The organism is Gluconobacter sp. OJA (assembly GCF_039638325.1).
GTDB lineage: Bacteria > Pseudomonadota > Alphaproteobacteria > Acetobacterales > Acetobacteraceae > Gluconobacter > Gluconobacter cerinus.
On record NZ_JBDIWI010000001.1, the window covers coordinates 1,140,739 to 1,165,570 of the forward strand.

Here is a 24,832-nt window from a genome sequence, read left to right on the forward strand (position 1 = left end):
CATTTAATGTCCGCTATTGGGAAATCCTTCAACCACTCGGATTGACTATCATGTAGGCGACTGCCGCCTGTCTGTTTTTGTCTTACTGATCAGATAGGCGGATCAGGGGGCGGCCGCACAATGTCGCCCCCGTTGAAGTCAACGGCCTGTAGCCATTGTTTGACCCGGTTCAGCAGAGTTTGCCGACCGCTTTCTCCACAGGGACCTGGTGCCCATTGATCAGGTCGTCGAGATTCGGGCAGGCCTAAGAATTCTCTCTTCAGTGCGTTGGCGCAACAATCTCCAGTTGCTCCCGTACACTTGGACGCTCCTGCATTCTTGCAAACCAAGATAATAGCGCCCTGCATTCCTGCGGGATCGGCAATTCTACGATATCTGCAAATATAAAACCCCCGATGACTGCAATATCCGCCATCGAGAAAACCTCACCAGCTATGAAAGACTGTTTTCTTAGCACCGCATTAAAGTAATGCATTCCGCGCAGAGCCTTATCACGTTGGCGAAGTCCCCACTCCCGGTTCTGGTAGAGTTCCACATCGGAACCGAGACCTGGTGTGGCATGATGAAAATAGATGCTGATGGCATCCAGCATCTCGATCTCGGCGCGTTTTGTCATCATCTGGACCACGCCTTTCTCAAGCGGCGTTCGACCAGTTAGGGCGGAGTCGCCGGCTAGCGCATCAAGATAGACGGTGATCGCCGTGCATTCAGCGAGATAAATTCCATCGTCCAATTCAAGAACTGGTAACGTTCCAGAATAATTTTTGGCAAGAAAAGTCGGCGTCTTGTGTTCGCCTTTCCACAAGTTGACCGGCACGAATTCAACGTCGGATTGAAGATTTTTTTCTGCCAGAGCAATCCGAACGCGGGCTGGATAGGGACCTGTCGGCCAGTCGTAAACTTTCATCGGAGCATCCTCATTGGCTTCGAAAATGAAAATGGCAGGAGCTAACGTAATTACCTACCTGCCAGATGGTAGGGATTGAATATGGCTTCAAATTCTCACTGTCAACGTCTATCTGTCAGTTGGTAGGCAGACGATAATGAAATGATGGACATAACAATGAGTTTAAGTTCTAGAGAGATCATTCTCGCAGCAGCAAAGCGGGCTGCACAAACCCATGGATATAATGGCCTGAATTTTCGTGATCTGGCGCAGGAAGTGGGAATCAAGGCTGCGAGTATCTATTACTATTTCCCGAGCAAGGCGGAGCTGGGTGCTGCGGTTGCTCGACGTTATTGGGAAGATACCAGTGCTGAACTTGAAGCTATACGAACGGATACCCCAGATCCTCTTATGTGCTTACGTCGGTATCCAGAAATATTTCGTCGATCGCTTGAAAACGGTAATCGTCTATGTTTGGGCAGCTTCATGAGCGCGGAACAATATGATCTGCCAGAGACCGTGAAGCACGAGGTCAAAACGTTTGCGGATATCAACGTGGCCTGGCTGGATACGGTCGTATCCGCGAATCAAAGAATATTCCCCAACAGTACAATTAGAGCATGTGCCATCTTTGCCGCAGTATCTGGTGCGCAACTGCTAGCGAGAAGCTACTCTGATATCGCACTATTTGATAAGATTATTGAAAATTATTTTGAAGTTGGACTTCTGAAAATCTAGATGAAACGATGATGACAAAAATAGAGGTAACCACAAACTGCCCGCAGCCGAAAAATACTACAAGGATAGCAGAGTTAAATTATTCCTTCACAAGTGCGAAATGCTATTCATTTAGACTGGACTGATGCGAGTGTACAAAATCGATCGACGCGCTCAATCACTTTCAAGCGGATTTGCAAGGACCCACCGATAGCTTCAGGCGACGCTGAAAGCGTTTTTTCGGGATGTCTTAGCCTGCTGACGATGTCAGCTTTCGGCAAAGCGTTCCGCCGTTTCGAATGTCCGTAAGGTAGGCGGAAGCAGCAGGTCCGCTTACGCCTACATCTCGGCCGTTCCGCCGTCTCGCCGGATGTCCCGAAGCCGGCCGTCTGTACACAAAGCAGTTTTCTCATTTCCCCCGTCTGCATCGACTGATTCGAGGAAACCCAATCGGGGTCAGATTTCTGGAAAGCTTAGCCCGGGCTGTGCCTGGCAGGCCTTGCCCGCGCGTTTCGGGCTTTGCATTCGTTCTTCGAAGCGCCCGAGGGTCACTGCTGGCGCCGAGTAATAACCTCCCTTGGCCCGTGCCTTTGTTTTCTCGTGTCAGCCGTAATCGGCGGACCGGGCGATCTCCTGTCGCAACTGGTCGACCTTAGCTCCGGTCCACTTCCGGGCATCGGCGCCGAACACGAACCGCGATGGCACCTCGTCCTGGGAAGCAAGCTCCACGATCCGCGCGGCGAGCAGCTTCGGATCGCCCGGCTGGTTGCCGCTGGCCTCATCCACGAACGCGCGATACTGCGCGATCGCCTCGGCATAATCTGGAATGTCGATGCTGCCGAAGCTCGCCGACCTGCCATCCATGAAATCTGTGCGCAGCATCCCCGGCTCGACCAGGAGCGAGCGGACGCCCAACGGTGCCAGTTCCTGGGCAAAGCCCTCCATCCATCCTTCGACCGCGAACTTCGACGCGGAATAGACCGATCCCCCGCCGTTGGAGACCAGCCCGCTGACCGAGGAGATGGTGACGATGAGGCCTGAGCGACGCTCACGCATGTGGGGAGCGACCGCGCGTGCCACGTTCATCGTGCCGAACAGGTTGACCTCGAACTGACGCCGCACCGCGGCATCGGTGAAGGTCTCGAAGAAACCCAGTTCGGCATAGCCGGCGTTGTTGACCAGCACGTCGATCGCACCCAAGCGTTCGATGGTCTCGGCAGCGACGGAGTTCGCGGCTTCAGCGTCGGTGATATCGAGCGCAAGGACGTGCAGGCGATCGTGTTCGCCCTCGAAGGCATCGCGCACGGCGTCGGCGGACCGCGCAGTTGCCACTACCGTTTCGCCCGCATCGAGCGCCGCGCGCGTGATCTCGAGTCCAAGTCCCCGGCTTGCGCCCGTCACCAGCCAGATCTTGCCCATCGCCTGCTCCTCGTTTCTTCCACTGTTGCTGTCTAAGTAGTCATGTTAATGGATCGAGATAAGCGTCTAATCAATAATGGGCCCCAGTAGCAGAGATTATCAATGCGTCCGGATCAGCTTGGCGACCTCGCTGTCTTCGCGGCGATCGCGTCCGACCGCAGCTTCACGCGTGCCGCGAGGCGGCTCGGCGTTACGCAGTCGTCGTTGAGTCAGACTATGAAGCGGCTCGAGGGCCAGCTCGGTTTTCGCCTGCTATCCCGAACGACGCGCAGCGTCGCCCCGACCGCGGCCGGTGAGCGCCTGCTCGCGACCCTGTCGCCGGCACTGGCCGGATTGGACGACGAGATCGAGGCGCTGTCCCAGGCACGCGGAGCGGCGATCGGCACCGTCCGGATCACGACGGGCAAACACGCCGCGGACACCGTGCTGTGGCCGATGCTCCCGTCCTTCATGCGCCGCCACCCCGGCATCGAGGTGGAGGTGTGCGTGGAGGACGGGATGACCGACGTCGTGGCGAGCCGTTACGATGCGGGCATCCGGCTCGGCGAGCGACTGGAGAAGGACATGATCGCGCTGGCAGTCGGGCCCCCGCTTCGCGTCGCGGTGGTGGCCGCTCCCGGCTATTTAAGCAACCATCCGAGGCCGATGGAGCCCGCCGACCTCACGGCGCATCGTTGTGTCGCCTACCGCAACGCGCATGGCGAGCTGTCTCCCTGGTCGTTCGAGCGCGACGGTCGTGCGGTGACGGTGGCGCCGGGATGCGGGCCGGTGTTCAACGACGCCGACCTGCTGGTGGCTGCCACCCTTGAGGGGTTTGGCATCCTTTACATTCTGGAGGATCTGGTGGCGGCGCCGATAGCCGATGGCCGTCTCATCCGCCTGCTGGAGCCGTGGTGCGAGCCTTTCGCAGGCTACCACCTCTATTACCCCGATCGGCAGGGGACGACGGCCTTCGAACTGTTCAAGGAGACGCTTCGAGCAAGCAGGGCCGCATGAAGGATTGGTCAGGCGTCGGCGTCGATTCTCGAAACTCGATCGTTTTTCCGGAAAGCGGAGCATTTGGTTGTGGCACCTTTCGGCATCGGTTCGCCCGAAAGCCGCCCGTCCGCTTCCCCCCCAAAGCTGACAAGCCTCTCCTCCCCAGCGTCCCTCAGAACCTGGAGAGCAGGATATTCCCCCGACTGCGAGCGCGGCGCTCATACCCACAGCGCCGCAGCACCGGAAAGATGTCCTCGACCCACCGGCCATGCTCGGTATCTTCCATGATGAGATGATCAGGCCACAACGCTGCCGGCGCCTCGCGAAAAAACGGTAGCAACGCCCGGTCTTCGTAGCCTTCGATGTCGATCTTCAGAACATGCATGGCGGTCACATCACAGGCCTGCAGAATATCCACAAGCGGACGGATCCGCACCGCGGCACCGTGTCCCGCACCGATTCGACCCCCACCAAAATCCCTGTTCACCTGCACGAGCTGACCAGAACCCTCCTGATCCCCCACCGCGACACGCAAGAGATCGGCCCGCATCCCGTTCAGCCTCATATTGGTGGCCAGTCGTTCGAACAGAACCGGGTTCGGCTCAACGGCGATGACGCGGGCTTCCCGCTGGGCAGCGTAGAGGGAGAAAAAACCCATATTCGCCCCCACATCTACGAACGTGCCGCCTTTCGGCAGATGGCTCCGCAGCCATTTCAGCTCACGATGATTGTAGCACGCGCCACACACCGCCGATTTTGCGTCCGTCTGGTTGTCCTGCGGGTAAAACCGCACCTTCAGCCCGAACAAGGTCGCATCAACAGGACCTAAGGAGCAGTCTTTCTTGAACCGCTTCATGAACGGCCGACGCAAACGGCTGTACCCCAAGGGCGTGTTGAAAAAGGCTTTCCGGATCTTCTTCTGCACATCCGTCAACGGATAGGATCCAAAAGGCAGGGCACGCGCAGGGCCGTGTCCGTCCAGCACGATGTGCTCAGAAGACGGGTCTGAGTATTCTGGCATAAGAGATGATGACCGTATGGAAGGGAGCAACGGGGCTTCGATGAAGCAAACGGCAGGGTCAGGACGCGCTGTGTCCGACGGACCGCTCCGTCACAGCCTCCCGACCTCGCGGCAGAGCTGGAGCAAACCGCCCATCCGCTGCTGCAGCACGGCCCCGAGCACCATCACGCCCTCCAGCAGGCGCGCGCCTTCCGTATCCGCCCGCAGGCTCTCCAGCCGCCCTTTGAGCAGAGCATGCTCGATCTCGATCAGACGCAGCACGTCATGCAGGCCAGCATGCAGGTCCTCGAGACCAGCTGGACGGGGCGGTGGCAACAGTGGATCTTCAGGCATGACAATCCCTTGGACAAAAATGTCGGTTTCATGCGAGGATCTGACGATGACGAGTCACGGGCCACGCAACATTTCGATGTCAACAGATACGGTTTTCCGACTTACATATCAAGCGAAATATCGTATTCATGCCTCATTTCCGAATGAGGACCCTCTGCGTGCCCCGACATTCCAGGCGAAAGCGTAAACTTATGGACGACCAGATCCGCCTGATGCGCGAGCGCGGCGAGCGCCTTCGCGAAGCGGCCCAGAGTATTGGCATCACCCATGCCGCCAAGGCGGCGGGCGTGCCGTATACGACCCTGAGGGATTACATGAATGGCGGGGAGATGAAGTTCTCCGCTCTTGCGTCACTGGCCCGGATCTGCGGCGTATCCCTGGACTGGATCGCTTTTGGCACGGCTGGCGGCTCACCTTCCGGGGCGACAGCGGTCCAGACCACCTCGACCCGTCAGATCGTCGTGCCCTGGTATGATCATCATGAAGACGGTCTGCGGATTGGTCGCGACTGGTTGCAAAGCGTCATTCCCCGGGACCTCACGTCCCTCTGCCTCATCAGCAATGCAGGGGATGCGATGGAGCCGACTTTGTCGTCAGGTGATCTGGTCATCGTGGACCGGAGCGTCACGACCGTGACGGGCAGCGCGCTCTATGCGCTGGAGAGCGCTGGCGCCGTGCTGATCCGTCGCCTTGATCCAAAACTCGGTGGCGGGGTCCGGGTGATTGCTGACAATCATCGCTATCCGCCCCAGGACGTCGAGGCTGATCGCCTGGACTGTTTCAAGCTGCTCGGCGAAGTGGTCTGGATCGGCGGCGTGCCTCATCCCTGAGGTATTCTTGATATACGGGAACCTGTTTCTCAAAATGGGCGCATATTCGTATTGACGATACACGGAAAATCGTAGATTATCTGGCTTGTTGAGTTCATCGTGTGTGCAGGGTCGTCCTGCCGCACAGGAACTGCAAGGAGCTGGCGATGATGTCTCTGTCCTATTGTGCCTTCTGGTCTGCCCCCTGTTTTAGCCGGCCAGGGAGCGTCTGACATGGTCGTGTCTCTCCTTCTTGTGCTGATCGTTCTCCTTCTGCTGGTGCTGGCGCTGGGGTCTTCGGTCCGGCTGTTCGCCTGGCTGAAGGCCCGCGACGTTCTGTCCCCTGCGGCGCTGATGCTGGGCACGGCGCTGGTCGTTCGGGTCGTCTTCCACGCCCACTGGGGGAGATAAGCGCTCATGACGTCTTCAACAGACGGTCTGTACAGCGAGGCGACCGAAGCAAAACGCGCGGCCCGTCTGGCTGCCTATCTCGAAGAATATGGTGCTGAGGAAGACGAGACGCGGGTTCTGCTGAGATATGTCTCGTGGTTCGGAGTGGGCGCCTGTCTTTTGTGCGGCATCGCCCTGGCTCTGCCCTGGCATCCGCTCTTTGCATTCATTCTGGGCATGAGCTGTTGGACGGCTCCGCGAGAACCGTTTCTCCGAAAACTGAAAGCCGCTGAAGACCGCCGCAGGCTTCGCGGGCTGGACTGAGACGGTCCGTTCGTTTTTCGGCAGGTCGCCCGCTTTTTTCCAATTGTCCCGTCATCGACTGTTTTTGCAGAAACAGCAAAGGATCCCGCATGTCTGTACGTTTTCTCAGAACCCTTGCCGTCACCCTGTCTCTCAGCGGGCTGGTCACCCTGACAGGCTGTGCCTCGGAAGGGAACGAAGCCCTCAAAAACGAGACCAGCGCCTCCATCGATCAGAAGATCCATGATGGCGTGACCACCAAAGACCAGATCCGGGCCCTGTTCGGAGACCCGCGCGAGAGCACGTTCACCGATAGCGGTCATGAGCAGTGGCGCTATGCGTTCACCAATGCCTCGTCTGACGCCGCAAATTTTATTCCGCTGTATGGCGACCTGCATCAGGGCACCCATGGCACGGAAAAGACCCTGACCGTGATCTTCAACGGCGACGTCGTCTGGCACCACACCATGAACGCCTCCGCCGTCAAGACCGGCAGCGGGTTGTTCTGAGGTTACAGAAGAAAATCCCCTCTGGTGTTGAAGGCAGAGGGGGTTAACCCAGGCCGCTGAAGAGCTGGAGCTGGATGCATCATCTGGGTCCGAGGGCAGCGTGGAACAGTCCTGCACCAAGATCGACGCATCCGCTGGCAACTTACTCTTCCAGCATGGCAGGGCCTTGAGGCAGACAGGCCCACTCTGCGGCCTGGCCGAAAGGTTCCTCCTCGCCAGGCGGTGGAGAGACGACGTTGCCTGACAATACGAGCAGCCGGTTCAGCGGCTCCCACTCCAGCAGTGTTTCAAGCAGAGCAGTTGCGCAGTGCAGACGCAGGAAAGGGCTGTCCTGCGTCAGTTCTGTCATCAGGTCCGTCCGCAGTTCGAGGACGGATTCCTGCAGCCCACACGGCCGTAACCAGGACGCCCGCTGTCGTGCGAGCCGGTACAGGCAGAGATCATACGGTGGTCGATCCTGCGGTCCGCCCATCACACGGCGCAGGAACGACATGTGAAACCCCGCCAGAATAAAAGGTTGAGGCGCATCCACCGGCATCAGGGCCCTGAACAGGCGATCGCTGATGGTCAGGGCAGGCTGCCCGTCCTCGTCAGGACTTTCCTCCAGACGACCCGAGGAACGCCGGGGGGCGCCGAGCCAGAGCAGGCTGCGCCCTTCGACAAAGCCGTCCCTTTGCAGCAGCGTGACGGGAGCGCCCGCATAGGGCGCTCCTTTCTGATCCGGCGTGATATCGAGCAGTTTCAGGCGCGTGATGGGCCAGCGCGGCAGCCGGATCGGACCAGGGGTCATGACCTGCCTCCCGCGCGCAGCTGCGCTACAAGGGCGAGGAAACGCTTCTGTAACTGCGCTGGCTCAAGGAGGTCGTTGAGATACCAGATCTCGGGCGTAAGGCACTTCTGCCGGTAGACCTCCAGACGCCGGTCGAACTGCGCCAGCAAATAGGCTTCCCAGTCATTGCGCGTCACGCGGTCCGCACCGCAGGCGCCCACGATCTCGATATGCATGACACGTGACCCGAAACGGATAGCGAAATCCGAATAGAACCGCGGCTGCTGCAACGGGTCGAGGGCGATTTCCAGATCCAGCGCAACATCCCGCGGAACAATGGGTTTGATGGCCTCGTAAGCAATGCGCTCGAGTGCTGAATTCAGCAGGGTTCCGTCAGAAGCAACGCGTCCACGGCTGGGCAGACACGGCCAGCGCTGCTCGACCCTGCGCAGGAGACCGGCCCAGACGCCGGGTCCTTCATCACCAAGGCGCATGAGATGCCGCCCCGCCGGTTGAAGGTAGCGGAACAGGCTTGAGGGCGGTTGCGCCTTCAGTTTGAAACTGATGTCGCGATACAGATCGAGATCATCATCCGTGGGCTCGAAGAAAGAGCGCACGTGACGGGACACGGTCGCCGTAGCGACCGGGGTTTTTGTGAGAAGCATGAAGCCTCCAGATTTTTGTGGGGAGAAAATGAAAGGCCGGAGTTGTCCGACCTGTCGGTGTCAGGTGTTACAGGCGATACGGGAGGCCGCTCCCAGGCATCTGTCCGGTCCAAAGCGCCTCGATCAGTCTTGCCGCGGCATGAATGCGGACGAGATCGGAAGCCGGATGGACGCCCGAGCGGTCTTCCGCTGCAAACCGGGCCAGAAGAACTCCAGTCGTGTTCCCAGCTCCCGCCAGCTCTGGCGCCAGCCGGTGTATGAGATCGCCCAGGGTCATGACCTGTGGCTTCTCTGACGACCAGAGCCCGAGCCAGATCATCTCTCGTTCCCCGATAAGCAGAACGATATCTGGAAGCAGGACAGGAGAGAGAAAAGCGCCATCTTCAGTGTGCTCCGCTGCACCGGCTGGGGACGGCATGGGCTGCTGCAGGATCTGGTCCCGCAGAGCCTGTCTGTGTGCCGGATCCTGATCGGCCTCCCGACAGGGGAACCACAGCCCCAACTGCTCGGCCACAGCGAAGGGTTCGGCCCGGGACAGAACAAGATCGTACAGACAGACGGCAGTCCCGGTCGGCCGGAGCGGAGCGTCCGGGCGATCGCGGGAGGAGACAAGACCCATCAGGCGGACAGCCAGGTCCGTGCACAGGAAGTACGTCATGTCCGGTCTCCTGCGTTCTCCGTCAGTTCTCGGTTCAGGGAACGGACTGTCTGCGCCAGAACGATCAGCGTACCCTCAAGCCGCGTGTCGCTGGTAAACGCTCCAGGCTGTGCGATCACATCGCGCAGGGTGGGAAGAACGACGCCTGCCAGGACGGCGTGGGTGTCAAAAAGCGTGTCGAGTTCGGTGAATGATCTGGTCATTGCGAAAGGCTCCAAAGAGAAGAGAGCCCCAGAGAACGAAAGAGAAAACCCTCGCTCTGGTCGCACGGCGACCATTCCAGCTCACGCTCCGCGTGAGCCCTCTGGGGGGAGGACCAGCCCAGTCTCCCTTGCGAAGCCAAAAAAAAACGACAGAACCCCTCTGATCATTTTCCGTCGTGAGAGAGAGGGAGAGAGGTTAAGTTCTGCACCGCCGCCCTCCGGGCGGCGCGACCCCGGAACGGGGGCGCGTGCAGGTTAGAATGACGCGTCACAGCGTGATGCGGACGCCCACGGCAGGGCACGAAAATGAAACGGTTTTAAGGGACTGTTTTAAAAGGGTTTTTGGAGCTTTGCGCCAAAAACCCAGTATCGTGCCATCTTAAGCGATCTGGCAGCACGATTTCATGGCGCATTGCCATGCTTTTGAGCTGCTCATGGAATGGCAACATAGCGCATTGATGACGCGTCACTGAGATTGTGCGGACCGGTACGACGCAATCCGTGACGCGTCATTGGGCTTTTGACGGGCCTTCAGGCATCTGGATCTCCGATTTCAGAGTCTTTCCAGGTGAAGAGCGGCGCGCTGTCAGGATTGGAACGCGGCGGCTTTGCGACCGCCTCCGTGGATTGCCCGGCACAGAAGCGTTCCCAGGCAAACATCATCTCAAAACGCCTGTTGAAGAGATCCCCGCGGCGATAGGCCGCCTCGACCTTGTCACCGATGGCATGGGCCAACGCCATTTCGGCGACCTCGCGTGGAAAGTCGGTTTCCTCGGCCGCCCAGTCCCGGAAGCTGGAGCGCAAACCATGGATCGTCACATCCTTCGTGCCTGCGGCCTGATGGAGGGCCTTGGAGACTGCGACATCGCTCAGCGGCGATCCGACCCGGCCACCGGGAAACACGAAACTGTCCTCACCGGAACTGGATCTCAGAGTCTGGACTTTATATAGCAGGGCCATCGCTCCGCCCGTCAGGGGCACACGATGCTCCCGCCCGGCCTTCATCCGCTCGGCCGGGATGGTCCAGATCTTTTTCTTCAGATCGATCTCCGACCACAGGGCCTTGCGGACCTCGCCAGACCGGGTGGCGGTCAGGCAGACGAACCGTGCGGCCAGAGCTCCTACCCCATGCTCGGCGCTGAGCCGACTGTAGACCGGCGGGAGATCGCGATAGGGCAAGGCGGCATGGTGCACCACCTTCGTGACGGCCGTGGGTTTGGGAAGGATGTTGGCCAGGTGCCCCCGCCAGCGGGCCGGGTTCTCACCCTCGCGCCAGTGATGGCTCTGCGCATAGTCCAGAATACGCTCCATCCGTCCACGCAGCCGTGTTGCGGTTTCGGTCGTGCCTCCCAGATCGGTCGCAGGACAGCGAGCACATCCTCTGTCTGCACGCTGCCAATCGGTCTCGGGCCGAGGACGGGATAGACATGACGGTCCAGAGAGCTGCGCCACATGGGCGCCGAGCGCGGATCTTTCCAGCCCGGCGCCTGTTCGGTGATGTACTGCTCGGCAACCTGCGCGAAGGTGCGCTCCTGAACGGTTTCCCCTTTCTGCCGGGCTTTCTCTTCCAGCGGGTCGAGCCCTTCCAGAAGCAGGCGCCGGTTCTCGGTCGCCCGGAGCCGGGCATCGGCCAGAGAAATATCCCGGGCGGGACCGAGTCCCATCTCCCGTCTTTTGCCGGTCTTTGGGCTTTTGTAGCGAAAGGTCCAGGCCCGGGTGTCGCCCCGGACGGTAATCCATAGATTTCCGCCATCGCCGTGAACCCCGTCTTTGAGGGAGGCGACCTTGCGGGCATTCAGCTGGTTCGGCGGACGCTTGCTCATGGCTTTTCAGTCCCATCTTCCATCCCACCTTACGGGATGGGTTTCAATGCGTCCATCTGCTTCTTCAGGATGGTATGGATTTCTGTAAAACCATGAAAAACAATGGTTATTGCGCTGATCTGCTTTTCCGTGACGCCCTACATCGGCGGACACCCTCTCCGCCATAATTCCCAAGATCTGTATATCTGACCTTAACCCTTACGAAGACTATCCTCTGTCTTGGAGCGTGGGTTGTGTCGCGGTATTGGGAATAAATCAGAGTAGATTATAATCTCTCTGCAATTTTCGAATTTCTCAAGCTATGCGAGAAGCATACTTCTCTTATCGCCTAATGGGACTCCTGTACTTTCAGATGGCTGCGCTCGCCTCTAAATGGGCGGCTGGCATCTAAGAAGTCTGCGTTTGTTTGCATCGTATAAGCAATAACCACGAGGTAAGTGATTGCCCGCGTCATCTCAAGTCGCGTGACCAGATCTGTCTCATGCTCATCCAGAGCACGCAGTCGTCTTACGGCCGCATTGGCGACACGAGCGGCCTTATCATGGCGTCGGGTAGACTGCTCGACGTAATGGAGCACCAGTTGGATCGGGCGTCTTGCGCTGTCGGGAAGGTATTCGCGGTCCAAGAGGGTTCGTAGGCGAATAATGTTCAGGCCCAGCGTGAGTGTGGCGAGCGTCCCCAGAATACAGGCTTCGATGAGCGGAGCAGGGGTGGGGCCAGCATGGCGGATCAGACGTGCGAAACGATCTGTGTTACGGCCGATCCAGATACTGATTTGTGGTGTCTGTGCGGGATCTGCGAGGCCGCGCAACTCAGCCAGCATAATTCTGCGGAGACGCAGCCGTTCATCAGAACTGTTGAAGGGCAATACTGTCCTGAAAACCAGAACGCTGATGCCCACTGCCATAACCACGGCCATATTGCCGTTATAAAATGCCACTTCGTTCATGACGTGATGGTTCTCCAACCCAAGCATGGCAGGAAGAAGAAGGCCGTAAGCTGCCGCGCCGCCAGCAGTGGAGGGGTTGCCTTTCGCCAGACCGCCAAGGAACATGGCCGGCCCTAGGAAAAGCGTCAGGGTTTCAAACGTTGTGACTTTGGGCATGAGCACAAAGACAAGTATCCAGGCCACAATGTAAGCGACCAGTGCTCCTTTCAAGAACTCCGTAGTCCCAAGGACTGGGTTTTCTTTGGTCGCAAACAGGCCACAGACCAGCGTTGTAATGGCGATAAAGCCAAGTCCGCTTGGCCACGCTGTGATTTCATAAATCAGGGCCGTAACCAGTACGGCGCATGCTCCGCGGAGGCCATTATGAATGGCTTCGCGTGTGTCGCGGTGGGTCTGGCGTTGGAAATGAAAATGATCGCCTGGAATGGAGTGTGTACTGGCCTCGTATTCCTTGATGGCAAGTTCCAGGTCTCCGAGTAGCTCCCCAAGTGACATGAAGAGAACGCGTTCATCGAGGTGTGTCTCGGTATCCTGCTCATTCAGGCGTAGATCGAACGGGTCTGTTCCCGGAATGGGTTCATTGCTGTTCTCCAGATCGGTAATCCGGTGAGGGGCAGCATACAGGCGGCAAACATCACGGAGATGCTGGAGTTCTGCCAAAAGATCCGGAACGGACTCAGTATTGGCAATACGCTTCGGGAAATCCTTAAGAAACGAGAGGATCTCATCAGCGGCCTGGGTGAAGGCAGGGTGGTCATGGTTCAGAAGTTGCAGGCGCATTGCCATACCGAACCCGCGAGACAGCAGGGCTGATACGGAGGCCAGAGCCGCACGGGCATGGTCACCTTCGTGTCCATGCGGGCCCATCTCGACTTCTGCAAATTCAATCTGGTCGTTAATGCTGAGGATGGTGCCAAACTGCCTGCGTGCTGCATTCAAGGCGCCGCGTTCCTCACCGAGAATACTCGTAAGCGTCTTCGTAACGAGAACCAGAGCAGATTCCAGCTTCTGGCGCAGTTGGATCCGGGCCTGCCGTTCCTGAGTGGTGGCAAAGATCAGACCCATGAAGGCTTCACACAGAACGCCAAGGGTAATGTAAGTGGTTCTGGAAACGGCAACGGTGAAGATATTGTCAGGATCGGAAGCCGCATCCATGCAGATGATCGAGCAGGTATATCCTGCAAGAACAAGAGCATAGGATCGGAAGTTACTTACGAATGTTGCGAGCCCACTGCACACGCCGATCCAGACGGCGATCATGGGGAAGAAGAGCCAAGGTGCCTGAGGCGCGGCAGCCATCAACGCAATGGATGCGACCGCTCCGGTAATTGTTCCAATGATACGCCATTTGGCTTTGGACTGGCTTTCACCACGGGTCGCCTGTGCAACAGCCCAGACAGTCATTGCGGCCCATGCAGGACTGTCCAGCTCCATCCAGAAGGCAATTCCGATGGCGAGACAGGCTGCAAATGTATTTCGCAGAGCAAAAGTCAGGGTCGCTGCGGATGGCGCATAGATCCATGACAGGGGCAGCTTGACCCTGGGCCGCAGAGCGGCTGACGCACCTGCACCTGATGGGGAACTGTTCGGAGTCGGACGTCCTGTTGACGTAGTACTGCCACTCATTGTGCGGCTTTCTTACTCCTGAAGCCGTCAATTAGGCGAGAGCGGAAATGGCCATTCTCAGATCTGCAACAAATTTTGTGTATTCGCGTGTCCTGCTGTCCTCATCCGGAATTCTGAGCAGGTAAGAGGGATGGACAGTCACAATGCCAGTACTGCCATCGTCCAAAGTCATGTAACGGGAACGCTCCCGTGAAATAGTGATGGGTCGTCCAAGAACGGAACTTGCTCCGGTCACGCCGAGCAGAACTGTAACCTTTGCCTGAAGGATACGCCGTTCAGCTGTGATCCACGGGGCGCAGGATTTTACGTCTGTCGCATCGGGTTTCTGATGAATGCGTCTTGCACCCCGGCGGACAAATTTGAAATGTTTGACTGCGTTACTGATCCAGGCCTGTTCCCGATTGCCCCCGGCTTCCTGAAGTGCGCGCTCGAAGAGTTGTCCGGCTGGGCCAACAAATGGTCGTCCCTGAAGATCTTCCTGATCTCCTGGTTGCTCGCCGACAAAGAGGATCTGTGCCTGCGTCGTGCCTTCTCCGGAAACGGTGCGTGACGCGTGGTGACAAAGATCACAGAGAGAACAATCGACGGCGAGGGACCGCAGGTTTGACAAAGAGGACGTCTTTTCAATCTCCTCCAGATCAGGTGTGACATGCACTGTGGCCGGGTTGGCCCAAAAGGCATTGTCTTGCCCGGCGGTCGCAGTTTTCTGTGCAAGATCAATCAGATCTGCCTCTGGTTGTCCTGCGTCACTAATGGGTGGTCCAACACGATACTTGTGGCCGTCCCAGCAAAGGGTCATCTCGTCTGAAAGGAGAACCCAAGGGGAAACCCGCAGTCTGATGAGAGGGTATCTCTGACTGTCTATGAGCTGTAATTTTTGGCGTGTTCGAATGATCTGCCAGTCTGTTATCCGGTTCTGTGGGAACGCGCCTCTCAATTCAAGAATCTGCTCTCGAACGGTGCTGGCAATCTGCTCAAACCGGGTGATGTCTGTCTTACGTGGGCTTCCGTGCTCCTGGATATGTTCCAGGGCGCGATAGAGAAGATCAAATCTCTCCGGAATATCGGCTGCAAACACGGACGGGATCAGGGCCGCAAATTTTCGGGGCAGACGCAAAGGGGAGGGAGTGGCAAGTAAATCCCGATCTGTTTTCGCTGCGTAAAGAGCGACAGGCGCTCTAATACTCCAAGTGATGGAAGGCCCCGGGATTCGCTTGCTCAGGAAATTACGCGATTGTGTTCGCCATCCTGAAAAATCACTTGGTGAACAGAGTGTAGCGTCAACGGTTTGCATAAGGCTTCCCGGAAAGAAAATTAGCGAATTCCGAAACACGCTCTGAAGTGATTACTTTTTTTTTAAGGAACGTGTGGTCAATTTGGTATTAAAGTTGAGTGGCTATCTCGGTGGTATTGGGTATATATTCTGCAAACAGGCTCGGCAGAATGATTTCACGCTGTTGAGCATAGTAAAAATGCTATTTTGAATGGAAGGTAAGATATTATGTCGGAGAATACATCCCACCCGGATCTGTTGGAGCTTACAGCGCAGATCGTTGCTGCACAGGTTTCCAAGGGTAATGTGGATGCGGCGTCTCTCCCGGCATTGATCCGCCAGGTTTATGAAGCTCTTGCAAATGCTGGTGCTCCACAGGAAGAGCCGCAGCCAGAGCGTCCGCAGCCTGCTGTGCCGATCAAGCGTTCAGTATTCCCGGATTACATCGTCTGCCTTGAAGACGGTAAAAAGCTGAAGATGCTCAAGCGTCACCTTCAGAGCGCTTATAATATGTCCCCAGAGCAGTATCGTGAGCGTTGGGGTCTTCCGTCCGATTATCCGCTGGTTGCTCCGAACTATGCGCAGCGTCGCTCGGCTCTGGCTCGGGAAATCGGTCTGGGCCGCAAGATCAGCGCAACAGGCGAAAGCAAGAAAGAAACTGGCCGGACGCGTCAGTCCAAAAAGCAGGACTAATTCCTGGCTTTCTGGAATTGTCTTTCTAAAAAAGCACTATCTGTCATGTGGTCGGAGAATACTGTTTCATGAGTTTAGAGGCAGAGACGCTTCTCCGATCAATGGCTGATAGCAAGCGCCTCCTTCTCTGGAGAGGCGCTGCGGTTCTGTTTTTTCTTGCAGCGCTTATTATTGCTGTTGGTAAAAGCCACTCAACTGTTTCCAGTTTAGATGCGCGTCCGCACATTGCGCGTCTGGTTATTCACGGCGTGATCGGAAATGACGTTTCCCAGATCACGACGGCTCTTCGCAAAGCACAGAAGTCCTCTTCAGTAACCGGACTCCTGCTGGTTGTTGATAGCCCTGGCGGCGGTGTCACGGGTGGGGAGCGGCTGCACGATTCGATCGAAAAATTTGCCCAGGTAAAGCCTGTTGTTGTCACGATGGGTGATATGGGCGCGTCTGCCGCCTACATGCTCTCAGTTCCAGCACAGCATATCGTGGCATTGCCTTCCACACTGACGGGTTCGATCGGTGTAATCCTGCAGCGGCCCGATCTTTCTCCGCTGCTGGGGCGTGTCGGCATTGATGTTGCTGCTATTACGTCTGGCGCCATGAAAGATCAGACTGATCCCACAAGTCATCTGACGCCAGAAGGGCGCACGATGCTTCAGGGATTGGTCAATGATCTCTTCGATCAGTTCGTCGTCATGGTCGTTAAAGGGCGGCACATGCCTGAAGACAAGGTGCGAAGCCTTGCGGATGGTCGGGCCTATACGGGGCGTCAGGCTTTGAGCCTGGGCCTGATCGACGAGTTGGGAGACGAAGACACTGCTCGGCAATGGCTCAGGCAGCGCCTGAAAATTGGAGACACACAGTACCCAGTGATGCCGTTGCTCTCTGTAAGCAAGCGACACTGGTATGATTTTCCTCGCAAACGGGCCATGCTCGAAGGTGTGGTTGGATCAGGCTTTACGGAGATGCTGGAAGGGCGATTAACCCTCAGCAGCCTTGACGGGGCCGTTGCGATTCTGCAACCCTGACAAGCCAGTTTCATGGGCGGAGGCAGATAGGCTGCAGTCATGACCAAATCGGAACTTATTGCAGAGCTTTCCACGATTTATCCTCACCTTCTGACGCGGGATATCGAACGGATCGTTCACACCATTTTTGACGAAATCAGTGCAGCTTTGACGCGAGGCGATCGTGTTGAACTTCGCGGGTTCGGCGCATTCATTCCTAGGCGCCGAGATGCGCGAACGGGTCGGAATCCACGCACTGGAGACACTGTTTCTGTCGAAGAAAAAAGCGTTCCCTTCTTTAAAGTGGGGAAAGAGTTGCGTGAGCGTGTGAATCAAAGCGCGACCAAGTCAGCCACGGCAGAATGACAGGAGTTTCTGTTCCCTGTGTTCTGGATGCCGCTGTTTGAAGCATAAAAGCGAACCTGATGCTTTCAGGCACGCGTTGAGAAGCGTCGTGCGCTATTGTGGGGCAATGTGGAAAGCCCCTTCCTTATCTGTCTGGATAATCCCGATTTTTATAGGGGCTCTGTGCTGTGCCGGGGCGTCCTCGGCAAAAGCTGCCTCAGGATCTCCTCTGAAAAAAGTAGCTTCAGTAAAAATGCTACAGAATCAGAAGGGTCGGGTCACTGTCACGCCCTGCTATCATTCACAGTTGGGGCTAATTGTTCTCAAGAGTAATATAGAGAGCACTCATTCCAGGCATGGAAATGGCTTTGCGCCTGTCCGGGAAGCCGTCTTCCGGTCCAGTGCAGCCCAACATGTTTGCGTCACAGGGCATGGCCGCCGCGGGTGAACGCGGCGGCATTTTATGGGCTTTATTCCTGGCCTTTGAGGCTGCTGATTTCCGAAAGCAGAAAATCTCGGAATACGGCAATTCTTTTGGAAGTCCGCAGTTCTTCCGGATATACGAAGTAAGCCTCAACCAACGGAACGGCCTGATTGGGAAGAACTCTGACTAGGTTGGGGTAGGACGCAGCAGTGTAGAGCGGCAAAGAACCAATACCTGTGCCTGAAGCAATTGCAGTCGCAACGGCAGCAATATTGTTGATAGCCAGCCTGCTTCCCCGATGGGCCAGACCTTCATGACGAAGGAGGTCCAGAAGCCAGTTTACATTCGGCAATGGCAGGTGGCGTCCTGCAAAGCCGATGATCTGATGTTCCGCTAATTCCTGCAAATTTGTCGGCGTGCCGTACCGGTCCAGATAGTCTGGGCTGGCATAAATTGGCATCGGGAAATTGGCCAGATGGCGCTGTACAAGGTCTGGCTGTGTCGGCGGATGCAGGCGAATAGCCACGTCTGCTTCACGCATTCCCAGATCAAGGTCTGCGTCTTCAAGAAGAAGCGTAACCTCGATATCCGGGTGCAGTTCCAGAAAGCGATGCAGCCTCGGAGAAAGCCAACAAAGGCCAAAACCGGTGGTTGTCGTGATCTTTATTTTGCCCGCCGCTCGTTCCTTGCTTTCGCTCAGGAATGCCTGTGTCAGGGCCAGCTTGGAGAAGACTTCACGAACTGTGCGATTCAGAACCTCACCCTGTTCAGTCAGGATGAGGCCTCGTGCATGCCGATGAAACAGCGGAACACGCAGAACCTCCTCCAGAGCTGAAATCTGCCGGGAAACGGCAGACTGGCTCAGGTTAAGTCTGTCACCTGCATGGGTGAAGGACCCGGCTTCGGCGACTGCGTGGAAAATACGCAGTTTGTCCCAATCCATGTGGTGGTCTCCCCGATCGCTGGCGCGTCGGTCCTCGTCCTTCTTGCCCATGTCACCTGGCGTTGTTTAAGCGGTGTGTCGTTGAAGGGACGAAACTGTCTGAACCTTCGACGAGGGTCAAGTTTTTGTCATAGCAGGTATGCCAGAAATGTAGCGTTCGGCTTCCAGAGCGGCCATGCATCCTGTGCCCGCAGCCGTCACAGCCTGCCGATAAATCCGATCTTGAATGTCGCCTGCGGCAAAAACACCCTCTACCGAAGTGCGCGTTCCACCGGCTTCCGTGATGATATATCCATCTTCGTCACAAGCCACTTCATGGCGGAACGGCCCCGTATTCGGGCTATGGCCAATGGCGACGAACACGCCATCAACGAGCAGAGTTTCGCTTTCTCCCGTCTGAGTGTTCTTCAGACGAACGCCACACACAACTTCCGGCGTTCCGGCACCAAGAACTTCTTCGACAGCACGATTCCAGTGAACTTCGATTTTCGGATTCGCAAAAAGACGTTCCTGCAGAATGCGTTCTGCCCGGAAACCGTCCCGTCGATGAATAACGTGAACCTTGTCAGCGTGGTGAGTCAGATAGAGCGCCTCTTCCACGGCCGTGTTGCCACCACCCACGACCGCAACCGTTTTGCCGCGATAGAAAAAGCCGTCACAGGTTGCGCACGCCGAAACGCCGCCAGCCTGAAGGCGTTTTTCCGACTCGAGGCCAAGCCATTTGGCCTGGGCGCCCGTTGCGATCACGACTGTACGTGCAAGAAACTCGTCCCCTGAGTCGCCTTTCAGATGAAAGTATCCATCTGCAGCCGGACCGTTCTTCAGGTCTGCCTCGGTAATCAGGTCATAGATCAGGCGTGTGCCGACATGTTCAGCCTGTTCGCGCATCTGCTCCATCAGCCACGGGCCCTGAATGGGAGCCGCGAAGCCAGGGTAGTTTTCAACGTCAGTCGTGATGGTCAACTGGCCACCTGGCTGAAGACCAGTCACGAGAATCGGTTTCAGACTGGCGCGTGCGGCATAAATGGCGGCAGTGTAGCCAGCGGGGCCTGCGCCCACGACCAGAAGGTCCGTATGATGGATTTCAGGCATGATCGATCCTCGTCCGTGTTTTGACCCCTCATATAGAGCTTTCAGACGCATGTGCCATCTTTGCGGACGCTGCCACCTGCCATATACGTCAGATTCAAATGAACGCTTCTTTCTCTTCCATCCCCGTTGAACTGGATGCCATTGACCGGCAGATCATCGCCGAGCTTCAGGCAGACGGTCGTATGACCAATGTGGAGCTGGCCAAACGTGCCGGTATTTCCGCTCCCCCCTGTCTGAGGCGTGTCAGGCGTCTGGAAGAACTTGGCATCATCAAAGGGTATCATGCAGAAGTTGACGCAGCCCTGCTTGGCTGGTCGCTCAATTTTTATGCCCTCATCGGTCTTGATAGCCAGAAGGGAAGTGTTCTGGAGGCATTTGAGGCGCAGGTCGGTGCCTGGCCCGAAACACGCGAATGTCACATGATCCGTGGCGGAGGAGATTTCCTCGTTCGTCTTGTCGCTCGTGATGCTGCCCACCAGAACATTCTGACCCGCCGTCTGACAGACAGTGTCCACGTCGTGCGGGTGCAGACACTCCAGACCATTCATACCAGTCGTGATCTGGCTGGAGTTCCTATCTGATGGCAGAAGCATCCCCAACGGTTAGCGCTGGGATGCTTTTGCCTGCCCGGATCAGCATTATTGTTCCCTGCTATAATGAGGCAGAGAATGTTGTTCCCCTTGTCGCGGCTCTGGATGCAGCGCTTGAAGGAGAACGTTGGGAAGTCATTTTTGTTGATGACAACTCCCCGGACGGAACTGCCGAGCGCGTTTCGAAAGTTGCGAACAATGATCCTCGTGTAAGGGTCATCAAGAGGGTAGGACGTCGGGGTCTCTCATCCGCTGTTATTGAAGGTTTTTTGTCGTCCAGCGCACCGTATGTGGCGGTCATGGATGGGGACCTTCAGCACGACGAGACTGTTCTGCCCAAAATGCTGGCAGATCTTGATGCCGGCTCCGATATTGTTGTCGCCAGTCGCCACGTAGAAGGCGGAGACAACGCCGGGCTGGCAGGTTATTGGCGGCATCTCCTGTCAGACACCGGAATTCGCGCTGCTCAATCGGTTTTGCCGCACCGCCTGACTGATCCGATGAGCGGGTTCTTTGCCATGCGGCGAGAGCTTTTTCAGACTGTTCTTCCAAAACTTTCTGGAACCGGCTTCAAGATCCTGCTGGATTTGGCGATGTCTGCGCCAAAGTCCGTGAAGATCACGGAAGTTCCCTTTGTTTTCCGTCCGCGTCTTGCGGGAGAAAGCAAGCTGGATGTTGTTGTTCTTCTCCAGTTCGCAATGATGATTCTGGATAAAGTCACGCATGGCTGGCTGCCATCCCGTTTTCTGGCGTTTGCGCTGGTTGGGCTTGTTGGCGTGGTCGTGAATGTTGCCGTGATGCAGATTGCCCGACTGGGAGGAATGGATTTTTCTCAGTCTCAACTGGTTGGAACGGCCGTTGCCATCCTGACGAATTTTCTGCTCAACAACCGTCTGACCTATCATGACCGTCGCCTGAAGGGCGCGAAGATGTGGGTGGGATTGATCATTTTCTTCGCCGTCTGTTCTCTCGGGGCGGCCGCTAATATCGGGGTGGCCCGTATGGTGCTGCACGATGTTGGCCATGGGCACTGGGACCGTGCGTCTGCCGCAGGGGCCGTGATCGGTGTCGTCTGGAATTACGCTGTGTCTTCCACTCTCATCTGGCGCTGACGTGACTGATAATTTCAAGAAGCAGGCCAGCCTGTTCTGGGCGCTTCTTGTTGCCCTGACTGTGACGCGCCTCGGATTGGCAGCATGTCTGCCGCTCACGCCCGATGAGGCTTACTATTGGGTGTGGTCCCGCCATCTTCAGGGTGGCTATTTCGACCATCCTTTCATGGTAGCCCTCTGGATCAGAATTGGGACATGGCTGGCTGGTGACACGTCTCTCGGGGTGCGTCTGCTCGGGCCGCTTTCCGTTCTTCCCGGAAGCTGGGCCCTGTACCATGCGGCCAGGCTGTTGCTCCCGTCGCGCCCTTGGCCGGTATCGGGCTTTCAGGCCGTTCTTCTCCTGAATGCAACGCTGATGCTCGGACTTGGATCAGCGACCATGACACCGGATACACCGCTGGTATTTTTCGTTTCGGTGTCTCTTTTTGCACTCGGGAAAGCCGTTTCGTCGTCGGGGGGCAGAACAACCGGCTGGTGGCTGTTAACGGGTGTTTTTCTCGGTCTCGCCTTCGATTCAAAATATACTGCTGTTCTGATCGGTTTTGCCCTTGGGGTTGCAGTTCTCACGACCCCGAGGCTCAGGAAACAAGCCGGTCCATGGCTGGCAATTCCGCTTTTGATCATCACGACGACCCCAGTCCTTCTCTGGAATGCATCCCATCATTGGGTCAGCCTGCTGAAACAGGGTGGACGAGCAGGCGACTGGCATCTGGCTCGTGCATCCCAGTTTCTGCTGGAGCTTCTCGGAGGTCAGATTGGTCTGGCGACACCCCTTGTTTTCGGGCTCTTTGCTCTAGGTGGCTGGGCGTGCATCAAACGGAACAGGCTTTTGGCATGGCTAAGCCTTCTGCCTCTCGCTGTGTTTGTCACGCATGCTCTGGGCGATCGGGTTCAGGCAAACTGGCCGGCCGTTGTTTATCCCGTCCTGGCTCTGGCTGCGATAGAAGCAGGTCGGAGTGTTCGGTGGCCGGTCATCAGCGGAATAGTCTTGACCGTGCTGGTTTATGGGCAAGCCGTTTTCTCTCCGTTGCCGTTTCCCGCCGCTAAAGATCCGATCCAGCGACAGACGGCTGGATGGCGCGATTTCAGTCGAAAACTTGTCGCTCGTGCCCAGGAGACGGGAGCATCTGCTTTCGTGGCTGAAGAGTATGGTCTCGCATCTCAACTTGCTTTGACACAGAACAGCCTTCCGGTTCTGGGATCAGATCCAAGGTGGAGCCTGTTTTCTTTTCCGCCTGCTGAGGTGCCGCTCGGTTTAAAAATTGAAGAGCTTCATCGCATTCCTGCCGCGCTGGATCAGGACACGCTGTGTCGCCAGAGCCATGGCCATAATGTGCGGTGTTACCGCGTTGACGTTGTGAAAATGCCGTCTGGTGTGCAGTTGCCAGGGCGGGCTTAAAGCTCTCCTTAACCTTTGATTGCCATACTGACCTCTCTCAGGAGGCAGCATGTCGAAAGCAAACGGCAAGGACGAGCGCAGGATCATCATCAAGCGTTTTGAAGTTGTAGAAGGTGGCCATCACGGCGGGAGCTGGAAGATTGCCTATGCGGACTTCGTGACGGCCATGATGGCGTTCTTTCTGGTCATGTGGCTCATCAATGCCACGACAGAAGAGCAACGTAAGGGCATCGCTAATTTCTTTAATCCGATAGCAGTTCAGCAGGACGCACCACCCAAACTGAGCGTCATGCCCGATCTCTCTCCCATCGCGTCCTCTGATCGCCCTATGGCGGTCAAGCCCGGTCAGGCCGCGGGGCCAAATCCAGATGATGGTCCATCAGGACAGAAACATCTTCCCCAAAAAGATGCGGAAAAGCACAGCGCACAGATTGTAGTTCTGCGCGATGGGCAGATCGAACCAGGAGAGCCCGTATCCGGCCAAGGGGCATTCCCCCACAAGCAGGCCTTTCAGAATGCTGCCGATCAGATCAGTAGAGCCCTGAATGCTCCGTCACAACTGGCAGACGTCCGAGATCAGGTCTCCGTCCAGGTCGGTGATGATGGGTTGCATGTGGAGATTGCAGATTCTGAACATCAGCCAATGTTCGCGCTGGGTTCTGCCACTCCAATGCCGCGCGCTCTTCAACTCCTGAGGCTGGTCGCTCCCTATCTTGAAAAGCTTCCGGGACACCTCTCCATTGCCGGATACACGGATGCGGCGCCTTACAAAGCCGGTTTGCCATCCAACTGGAGCTTATCCAGCAGCCGCGCGGTTGCGGCGAGGGACGTTCTTGTTCAGGCGGGCTTTCCAGACCGCCGTCTGCAAACCGTTAGCGGCTATGCCGATAGAAACCTTTTTGATCATGCCAATCCGCTGAGTCCACGGAACAGACGCGTCGTTCTGGTTCTGTCTCCCGATCAACCATAATCAAGTCGCCACTCAGGAAATATTGAATGTTTATTCTTATCGGCCTTGGTGTCGTTCTGGCCTGCGTGTTTGGCTCCTTCGTGGCATCAGGCGGCGCCATAGGTCCATTGCTTGCATCCATGCCCTTTGAACTCCTGACGATCCTGGGAGCAGCAATCGGCACATTTGTCATGGCCAACTCAATTTCCGCTGTGAAACACCTTCCGGCCGGTTTGAAGAAAGCCATGAAAGGCTCTCAGTACGGTCGACAGGATTATCTTGAACTTCTGGGGTTGCTGTTCCACGTCACCAAACTGGCGGCCAGCAAGGGGATGATGGCTATTGAGAGCCATATTGAAGATCCCCAAGGCAGTACAATCTTCGGGGCGTTTCCGAAGATTCGGGATAACGGACAGGTCTGTTCCTTCATCTGCGATTACCTGCGGATGGCAGGCATGAATGCGACAGATCCGTTCCAGATGGACGACGTGATGGGACGGGAGCTTAAAAAGAACCTGCGGGAGGAGATGCATCTTCCTCACGCACTGCAATCCGTTTCCGATGCACTTCCAGCTCTTGGAATTGTTGCTGCCGTTCTCGGTGTGATCAAGACTATGGCATCCATCAGCAAGCCTCCTATCGTGTTGGGCGAGATGATTGCTGGTGCGCTTGTCGGAACGTTCCTCGGTATTCTGCTGGCATATGGCATTGTCGCCCCGATTGCTGGTCGTCTCGGGGGCGTTGTGGAAGAAGAGGCGTCTTACCTTGATTTGGTTCGTTCCGTCATTGTCGCGCATTTGCAAGGAAATGCGCCTCAGGTCAGTGTAGAAATTGGCCGCAAAAACATTCCCTGTGACCTCATGCCAACCTTTCAGGAGGTGGAAGAGGCTGTCAGTGCCGTTGCCGTGGGGTGAGGTTGTTTTCCCGTGGGTGATCTTTACGATGCCGTCATC

Annotated in this window: 26 protein-coding genes and 1 pseudogene; 14 read left to right on the forward strand and 13 right to left on the reverse strand. The window is 56.7% G+C overall.

Annotated elements, in window-relative coordinates; translation table 11 throughout:
• Positions 1-259: 259 nt before the first annotated feature.
• Positions 260-907 carry a glutathione S-transferase gene (locus tag ABDK75_RS05390; protein ID WP_346005161.1) on the reverse strand — a complete coding sequence of 216 codons (648 nt, stop codon included), beginning with the start codon at positions 905-907 and terminating at the stop codon, positions 260-262.
• Between the two features lie 156 nt (positions 908-1,063).
• On the opposite strand from ABDK75_RS05390, the gene ABDK75_RS05395 reads away from it, so the two are divergent.
• A complete protein-coding gene (locus ABDK75_RS05395) occupies positions 1,064-1,624 on the forward strand; it encodes a TetR/AcrR family transcriptional regulator (RefSeq protein WP_346005162.1) in 561 nt (186 codons plus the stop codon).
• A 582-nt stretch (positions 1,625-2,206) separates the two neighbouring features.
• Here the strand turns inward: ABDK75_RS05395 and ABDK75_RS05400 are convergent.
• Positions 2,207-3,022, reverse strand: coding sequence for an SDR family NAD(P)-dependent oxidoreductase (locus ABDK75_RS05400; protein ID WP_346005163.1), 816 nt, complete (start codon positions 3,020-3,022; stop codon positions 2,207-2,209).
• A gap of 102 nt (positions 3,023-3,124) precedes the next feature.
• Here ABDK75_RS05400 and ABDK75_RS05405 point away from each other — a divergent pair, with 102 nt between their 5' ends.
• Positions 3,125-4,018: a LysR family transcriptional regulator gene (locus ABDK75_RS05405; protein ID WP_346005165.1), complete on the forward strand. Its 894-nt coding sequence runs from the start codon at positions 3,125-3,127 to the stop codon at positions 4,016-4,018.
• A 154-nt stretch (positions 4,019-4,172) separates the two neighbouring features.
• Here ABDK75_RS05405 and ABDK75_RS05410 read toward each other — a convergent pair whose 3' ends face one another.
• Together ABDK75_RS05410 and ABDK75_RS05415 are read right to left on the reverse strand one after the other, a co-directional pair.
• The gene (locus tag ABDK75_RS05410) at positions 4,173-5,021 is read right to left on the reverse strand and encodes an FkbM family methyltransferase (protein ID WP_346005166.1); all 849 of its coding nucleotides are present in this window, start codon (positions 5,019-5,021) and stop codon (positions 4,173-4,175) included.
• Positions 5,022-5,111: 90 nt separating this feature from the next.
• On the reverse strand, positions 5,112-5,354 hold the full coding sequence (locus tag ABDK75_RS05415) for a hypothetical protein (RefSeq protein WP_339407377.1): 243 nt from the start codon (positions 5,352-5,354) through the stop codon (positions 5,112-5,114).
• A gap of 191 nt (positions 5,355-5,545) precedes the next feature.
• Between ABDK75_RS05415 and ABDK75_RS05420 the strand changes: the two genes are divergently transcribed.
• The 4 genes from ABDK75_RS05420 (at position 5,546) to ABDK75_RS05435 (ending at position 7,365) form a co-directional block, all read left to right on the forward strand.
• Entirely contained in the window at positions 5,546-6,184 is a 639-nt protein-coding gene (locus ABDK75_RS05420; protein ID WP_346005167.1) for a S24 family peptidase, read from the forward strand.
• A gap of 213 nt (positions 6,185-6,397) precedes the next feature.
• Positions 6,398-6,574, forward strand: coding sequence for a hypothetical protein (locus tag ABDK75_RS05425; protein ID WP_233142602.1), 177 nt, complete (start codon positions 6,398-6,400; stop codon positions 6,572-6,574).
• Between the two features lie 6 nt (positions 6,575-6,580).
• The gene (locus ABDK75_RS05430) at positions 6,581-6,877 is read left to right on the forward strand and encodes a hypothetical protein (RefSeq protein ID WP_346005168.1); all 297 of its coding nucleotides are present in this window, start codon (positions 6,581-6,583) and stop codon (positions 6,875-6,877) included.
• An 89-nt stretch (positions 6,878-6,966) separates the two neighbouring features.
• Positions 6,967-7,365: a hypothetical protein gene (locus ABDK75_RS05435; protein WP_346005169.1), complete on the forward strand. Its 399-nt coding sequence runs from the start codon at positions 6,967-6,969 to the stop codon at positions 7,363-7,365.
• Positions 7,366-7,507: 142 nt separating this feature from the next.
• Here ABDK75_RS05435 and ABDK75_RS05440 read toward each other — a convergent pair whose 3' ends face one another.
• From ABDK75_RS05440 to ABDK75_RS05470, 7 genes and pseudogenes are all read right to left on the reverse strand, one after another.
• Positions 7,508-8,155: a hypothetical protein gene (locus tag ABDK75_RS05440; RefSeq protein WP_346005170.1), complete on the reverse strand. Its 648-nt coding sequence runs from the start codon at positions 8,153-8,155 to the stop codon at positions 7,508-7,510.
• Positions 8,152-8,799, reverse strand: coding sequence for a hypothetical protein (locus tag ABDK75_RS05445; RefSeq protein WP_346005171.1), 648 nt, complete (start codon positions 8,797-8,799; stop codon positions 8,152-8,154). The genes ABDK75_RS05440 and ABDK75_RS05445 overlap by 4 nt, the downstream gene beginning before the upstream one ends.
• Before the next feature lie 67 nt (positions 8,800-8,866).
• On the reverse strand, positions 8,867-9,457 hold the full coding sequence (locus tag ABDK75_RS05450) for a hypothetical protein (protein WP_346005172.1): 591 nt from the start codon (positions 9,455-9,457) through the stop codon (positions 8,867-8,869).
• Entirely contained in the window at positions 9,454-9,660 is a 207-nt protein-coding gene (locus tag ABDK75_RS05455) for a hypothetical protein (RefSeq protein ID WP_061509724.1), read from the reverse strand. The genes ABDK75_RS05450 and ABDK75_RS05455 overlap by 4 nt, the downstream gene beginning before the upstream one ends.
• A 531-nt stretch (positions 9,661-10,191) precedes the next feature.
• A pseudogene (locus ABDK75_RS05460) lies at positions 10,192-11,483 on the reverse strand (tyrosine-type recombinase/integrase).
• A 328-nt stretch (positions 11,484-11,811) separates the two neighbouring features.
• Positions 11,812-14,058: an FUSC family protein gene (locus tag ABDK75_RS05465; RefSeq protein WP_346005174.1), complete on the reverse strand. Its 2,247-nt coding sequence runs from the start codon at positions 14,056-14,058 to the stop codon at positions 11,812-11,814.
• Positions 14,059-14,089: 31 nt separating this feature from the next.
• The gene (locus ABDK75_RS05470) at positions 14,090-15,352 is read right to left on the reverse strand and encodes a UdgX family uracil-DNA binding protein (protein ID WP_346005175.1); all 1,263 of its coding nucleotides are present in this window, start codon (positions 15,350-15,352) and stop codon (positions 14,090-14,092) included.
• Positions 15,353-15,559: 207 nt separating this feature from the next.
• On the opposite strand from ABDK75_RS05470, the gene ABDK75_RS05475 reads away from it, so the two are divergent.
• The 3 genes from ABDK75_RS05475 to ABDK75_RS05485 all read left to right on the forward strand — a co-directional run bounded on the left by ABDK75_RS05475 (position 15,560) and on the right by ABDK75_RS05485 (position 17,391).
• The gene (locus ABDK75_RS05475) at positions 15,560-16,024 is read left to right on the forward strand and encodes a MucR family transcriptional regulator (RefSeq protein WP_086634139.1); all 465 of its coding nucleotides are present in this window, start codon (positions 15,560-15,562) and stop codon (positions 16,022-16,024) included.
• 68 nt (positions 16,025-16,092) lie between these two features.
• Positions 16,093-17,046 carry a signal peptide peptidase SppA gene (gene sppA, locus ABDK75_RS05480; protein ID WP_346005176.1) on the forward strand — a complete coding sequence of 318 codons (954 nt, stop codon included), beginning with the start codon at positions 16,093-16,095 and terminating at the stop codon, positions 17,044-17,046.
• 39 nt (positions 17,047-17,085) lie between these two features.
• Entirely contained in the window at positions 17,086-17,391 is a 306-nt protein-coding gene (locus ABDK75_RS05485; RefSeq protein ID WP_046901391.1) for an integration host factor subunit beta, read from the forward strand.
• 449 nt (positions 17,392-17,840) lie between these two features.
• Here ABDK75_RS05485 and ABDK75_RS05490 read toward each other — a convergent pair whose 3' ends face one another.
• Both ABDK75_RS05490 and trxB read right to left on the reverse strand, forming a co-directional pair.
• A complete protein-coding gene (locus tag ABDK75_RS05490) occupies positions 17,841-18,737 on the reverse strand; it encodes a LysR family transcriptional regulator (RefSeq protein WP_046901392.1) in 897 nt (298 codons plus the stop codon).
• 117 nt (positions 18,738-18,854) lie between these two features.
• The gene (gene trxB / locus ABDK75_RS05495) at positions 18,855-19,829 is read right to left on the reverse strand and encodes a thioredoxin-disulfide reductase (protein ID WP_346005177.1); all 975 of its coding nucleotides are present in this window, start codon (positions 19,827-19,829) and stop codon (positions 18,855-18,857) included.
• A 98-nt stretch (positions 19,830-19,927) separates the two neighbouring features.
• Here trxB and ABDK75_RS05500 point away from each other — a divergent pair, with 98 nt between their 5' ends.
• Genes ABDK75_RS05500 through motA form a run of 5 tightly spaced genes read left to right on the forward strand, consistent with a single transcriptional unit; the run spans position 19,928 to position 24,793 of the window.
• A complete protein-coding gene (locus ABDK75_RS05500) occupies positions 19,928-20,410 on the forward strand; it encodes an Lrp/AsnC family transcriptional regulator (protein ID WP_046902047.1) in 483 nt (160 codons plus the stop codon).
• Positions 20,410-21,531, forward strand: coding sequence for a glycosyltransferase family 2 protein (locus ABDK75_RS05505; protein ID WP_252347491.1), 1,122 nt, complete (start codon positions 20,410-20,412; stop codon positions 21,529-21,531). The genes ABDK75_RS05500 and ABDK75_RS05505 overlap by 1 nt, the downstream gene beginning before the upstream one ends.
• 1 nt (position 21,532) lies before the next feature.
• On the forward strand, positions 21,533-22,930 hold the full coding sequence (locus ABDK75_RS05510) for a glycosyltransferase family 39 protein (protein ID WP_346005178.1): 1,398 nt from the start codon (positions 21,533-21,535) through the stop codon (positions 22,928-22,930).
• A 49-nt stretch (positions 22,931-22,979) separates the two neighbouring features.
• The gene (locus ABDK75_RS05515) at positions 22,980-23,900 is read left to right on the forward strand and encodes a flagellar motor protein MotB (protein ID WP_346005179.1); all 921 of its coding nucleotides are present in this window, start codon (positions 22,980-22,982) and stop codon (positions 23,898-23,900) included.
• Between the two features lie 26 nt (positions 23,901-23,926).
• The gene (gene motA / locus ABDK75_RS05520; RefSeq protein WP_346005180.1) at positions 23,927-24,793 is read left to right on the forward strand and encodes a flagellar motor stator protein MotA; all 867 of its coding nucleotides are present in this window, start codon (positions 23,927-23,929) and stop codon (positions 24,791-24,793) included.
• Positions 24,794-24,832 lie beyond the last annotated feature (39 nt).

Coding starts and splice junctions, on each gene's coding strand:
- ABDK75_RS05390 (WP_346005161.1), bottom strand. CDS start 907: ATGAAAGTTTACGACTGGCCGACAGGTCCCTATCCAGCCCGCGTTCGG.
- ABDK75_RS05395 (WP_346005162.1), top strand. CDS start 1,064: ATGAGTTTAAGTTCTAGAGAGATCATTCTCGCAGCAGCAAAGCGGGCT.
- ABDK75_RS05400 (WP_346005163.1), bottom strand. CDS start 3,022: ATGGGCAAGATCTGGCTGGTGACGGGCGCAAGCCGGGGACTTGGACTC.
- ABDK75_RS05405 (WP_346005165.1), top strand. CDS start 3,125: ATGCGTCCGGATCAGCTTGGCGACCTCGCTGTCTTCGCGGCGATCGCG.
- ABDK75_RS05410 (WP_346005166.1), bottom strand. CDS start 5,021: ATGCCAGAATACTCAGACCCGTCTTCTGAGCACATCGTGCTGGACGGA.
- ABDK75_RS05415 (WP_339407377.1), bottom strand. CDS start 5,354: ATGCCTGAAGATCCACTGTTGCCACCGCCCCGTCCAGCTGGTCTCGAG.
- ABDK75_RS05420 (WP_346005167.1), top strand. CDS start 5,546: ATGGACGACCAGATCCGCCTGATGCGCGAGCGCGGCGAGCGCCTTCGC.
- ABDK75_RS05425 (WP_233142602.1), top strand. CDS start 6,398: ATGGTCGTGTCTCTCCTTCTTGTGCTGATCGTTCTCCTTCTGCTGGTG.
- ABDK75_RS05430 (WP_346005168.1), top strand. CDS start 6,581: ATGACGTCTTCAACAGACGGTCTGTACAGCGAGGCGACCGAAGCAAAA.
- ABDK75_RS05435 (WP_346005169.1), top strand. CDS start 6,967: ATGTCTGTACGTTTTCTCAGAACCCTTGCCGTCACCCTGTCTCTCAGC.
- ABDK75_RS05440 (WP_346005170.1), bottom strand. CDS start 8,155: ATGACCCCTGGTCCGATCCGGCTGCCGCGCTGGCCCATCACGCGCCTG.
- ABDK75_RS05445 (WP_346005171.1), bottom strand. CDS start 8,799: ATGCTTCTCACAAAAACCCCGGTCGCTACGGCGACCGTGTCCCGTCAC.
- ABDK75_RS05450 (WP_346005172.1), bottom strand. CDS start 9,457: ATGACGTACTTCCTGTGCACGGACCTGGCTGTCCGCCTGATGGGTCTT.
- ABDK75_RS05455 (WP_061509724.1), bottom strand. CDS start 9,660: ATGACCAGATCATTCACCGAACTCGACACGCTTTTTGACACCCACGCC.
- ABDK75_RS05465 (WP_346005174.1), bottom strand. CDS start 14,058: ATGAGTGGCAGTACTACGTCAACAGGACGTCCGACTCCGAACAGTTCC.
- ABDK75_RS05470 (WP_346005175.1), bottom strand. CDS start 15,352: ATGCAAACCGTTGACGCTACACTCTGTTCACCAAGTGATTTTTCAGGA.
- ABDK75_RS05475 (WP_086634139.1), top strand. CDS start 15,560: ATGTCGGAGAATACATCCCACCCGGATCTGTTGGAGCTTACAGCGCAG.
- sppA (WP_346005176.1), top strand. CDS start 16,093: ATGAGTTTAGAGGCAGAGACGCTTCTCCGATCAATGGCTGATAGCAAG.
- ABDK75_RS05485 (WP_046901391.1), top strand. CDS start 17,086: ATGACCAAATCGGAACTTATTGCAGAGCTTTCCACGATTTATCCTCAC.
- ABDK75_RS05490 (WP_046901392.1), bottom strand. CDS start 18,737: ATGGATTGGGACAAACTGCGTATTTTCCACGCAGTCGCCGAAGCCGGG.
- trxB (WP_346005177.1), bottom strand. CDS start 19,829: ATGCCTGAAATCCATCATACGGACCTTCTGGTCGTGGGCGCAGGCCCC.
- ABDK75_RS05500 (WP_046902047.1), top strand. CDS start 19,928: ATGAACGCTTCTTTCTCTTCCATCCCCGTTGAACTGGATGCCATTGAC.
- ABDK75_RS05505 (WP_252347491.1), top strand. CDS start 20,410: ATGGCAGAAGCATCCCCAACGGTTAGCGCTGGGATGCTTTTGCCTGCC.
- ABDK75_RS05515 (WP_346005179.1), top strand. CDS start 22,980: ATGTCGAAAGCAAACGGCAAGGACGAGCGCAGGATCATCATCAAGCGT.
- motA (WP_346005180.1), top strand. CDS start 23,927: ATGTTTATTCTTATCGGCCTTGGTGTCGTTCTGGCCTGCGTGTTTGGC.